We start from the raw sequence: 2,512 nt of genomic DNA, 5'->3' as shown, positions 1-2,512 counted from the left end.
CGGGGCCGGACTGTGTCCGACGACGGCGGGGCAACCGTCGGACGTCTCGACGAGTTCGATGTGCTCGATACCGGCGGCGGCGAAGGCGTCCCGTACCCAGCGGGCGGCGGCGAGGCACTCCTCCGCGGGGAACTGTCGCGGGTCCGCGACCGAACGGAAGGCGACCAGGGTCGCGAGTTCGGTTCGGGCGGTGGGCATCGCGGCCCGGATCCGGTCGCGGATCCGCTGCAGGGTGTCGGTGTCGGTCACGCTCACACGCCTCCTCGATGTGTCGGACGAAGGTCTCACGATCGGGCACCGGTGCTCGTCCTGTTCGGTTCCCCTCGCAATCGTAGGATCGTGTGCCGCCCTCTGCCGTTCCGGTGCCGCACGGCGCGCCGACCGCGTAGCGTTGTTTCTCGACATCCGGGCCACCGTCGAACCAGTTCCGGCCCGTGGACGGAAAGGCACTGCGATGCCCACCGAACTGTCACCCTTCTACAAGCAGGTCCAATCCCACTACGACCTGTCCGACGAGTTCTTCGCCCTGTTCCTCGACCCGTCGATGACCTACAGCTGCGCGTACTTCGAACGGGACGACATGACGCTCGAGGAGGCCCAGCTCGCCAAGATCGACCTGGCCCTCGGCAAATGCGACCTGCAGCCCGGCATGACGCTGCTCGACATCGGCTGCGGCTGGGGATCGACGATGTTCCGCGCGGTCACCCACTACGACGTCGACGTCGTCGGCCTGACCCTGAGCCGCAACCAGTACGAGCACGTCGCGGCCGAGGCCGCCCGGCTGCCCGGTCCGCGGACCGCGCGGGTCCTGTTGCAGGGCTGGGAGGAGTACACCGGCACCGCCGACCGCATCGTGAGCATCGGAGCGTTCGAGCATTTCCGCCGGGAACGCTACGACGAGTTCTTCGAGCGGTGTCACCGGATGCTGCCCCCGGGTGGGCGGATGCTGCTGCACACCATCATCGGGCACACCCTCGCGACGCTGAAGTCCCGCGGCATCCCCGTGACCCGCGAGAACGCCCTGTTCCACCTGTTCATCAAGCGCGAGATCTTCCCCGGCGGGCAGCTTCCGCAGCCCGAGGTGGTCGTGGCGGGCGCCGAACGCGCCGGGTTCCGCGTCGAACGCGTCCATCCCCTCGGCCCGCACTACGTCCGCACGCTCGAGCACTGGGCCGCGGCGCTGGCGGACCGGCGCGCCGAAGCAGTCGCGCTGTCCTCCGAGGAAATGTACGAACGCTTCATGAAATACCTGCGCGGATCGGCCGAGCATTTCCGAACCGGACATATCGACGTCATGCAGTTCACCCTCGCCGCATGAGCACCGTGAGCACGCTCGGCCGTGTTTGCTGCGACTCGCCCTCACGGCAATCTCTCGGCATTCCCGCGCACTGCGGCTAGCCTGGGGCGCGTGGAGTCTGCAACGAACGTGCGCAAAGCACCGCGCCGGATCGATCCGGCGTTGGAAGTACAAACAGCGCCACAAGAACTCGTGCCGCGGCGGCGACCGACGCAGGAACGCAGCCGGCGCAAGTTCGATGCCCTGCTCGCCGCGTCCCGCGAGCTGCTCACCGAGGTCGGATTCGAATCGTTCACCTGCGAAGAGGTCGCGTCCCGCGCGGACGTGCCGATCGGCACGCTCTACCAGTTCTTCGCGAACAAGTACGTCATCGTCTGTGAACTGAACCGCCAGGACCTCGTGGGTGTGCAGGAGGAACTGGCCCAGTTCAACGGCAAGATCCCGTCGGTCGACTGGCTGCGGTTCCTCAACAGCTTCGTCGACCACATGGCCGGGCTGTGGACCACCGATCCGTCCCGCCGCGAGGTGTGGCTGGCGATGCAGTCGACCCCGTCGACCCGCGCGACCGGGGCCATTCACGAACGCAAGTTCGCCGAGCAGGTCGAGCGGATGCTCGCACCGCTCACGCCCGACACACCGAGGCCGCGCCGCAAGCTGATGGCCGAAGTCCTCGTCCACGTCGTCTACTCGATGCTGAACTTCTCCGTGCAGGACGATCAGACCCACGCCGACGCGGTCGTCGAACTGAAACGGCTGATGGTCGCATACTTGCAGGTCGCCGAACAGGACTCGAGGGCCCGGGCGAAGAAGCGCAAGCGGCTGCAGGCCCGCGCGGAGGAAGCCGGAACCGGCGACGGGGACGGCAGCCGCGAGAAGGGCGAGGCCGCCGACGCGGACACGGTCCCCGAATCGGGCACGGCCCCGGAAACGAGTGAAGCCGAGGAGGCTGCAACCTCCCCGGCTTGAACCGGTCGACCGGATCTACGCATCCGGTGCCTCCTCGAGAACGACGAACGCTCCGGCCATGTCACCGTCGTGGGTGAGCGAGACGTGGATGCTCATGCCCGCCAGATGCTCGGCGACGGCACCGTGCAACCGGATACCGGGCCTGCCCCACGCATCCGAGACCACCTCGATGTCGCGGTGGATGCCCTCCGGCAGCACCGGTGGGTGACCGAACAGTGACGCCGACCATGCCTTGATCAGCGCTTCCTT

The 2,512-nt window shown here is 67.6% G+C and carries 2 protein-coding genes and 2 pseudogenes; 2 read left to right on the top strand and 2 right to left on the bottom strand.

The features are described 5' to 3' along the window. A pseudogene (locus I0Q12_RS34135) lies at window positions 1-198 on the bottom strand (dipeptidase); the annotation flags it as partial. 256 nt (window positions 199-454) lie between these two features. On the opposite strand from I0Q12_RS34135, the gene I0Q12_RS27870 reads away from it, so the two are divergent. After that, window positions 455-1,318, top strand: coding sequence for a cyclopropane mycolic acid synthase family methyltransferase (locus tag I0Q12_RS27870; RefSeq protein WP_197256740.1), 864 nt, complete (start codon window positions 455-457; stop codon window positions 1,316-1,318). 90 nt (window positions 1,319-1,408) lie between these two features. Next, on the top strand, window positions 1,409-2,263 hold the full coding sequence (locus I0Q12_RS27865; RefSeq protein WP_248673983.1) for a TetR/AcrR family transcriptional regulator: 855 nt from the start codon (window positions 1,409-1,411) through the stop codon (window positions 2,261-2,263). A gap of 15 nt (window positions 2,264-2,278) precedes the next feature. Here the strand turns inward: I0Q12_RS27865 and I0Q12_RS34130 are convergent. Further along, a pseudogene (locus tag I0Q12_RS34130) lies at window positions 2,279-2,512 on the bottom strand (holo-ACP synthase); the annotation flags it as partial.

Origin of the sequence: Rhodococcus sp. CX (assembly GCF_015865005.1) — a bacterium.
Lineage (GTDB): Bacteria > Actinomycetota > Actinomycetes > Mycobacteriales > Mycobacteriaceae > Rhodococcus.
Note: the sequence above shows the minus strand (reverse complement) of the source record. Positions and strands in the feature narration are given on the sequence as shown.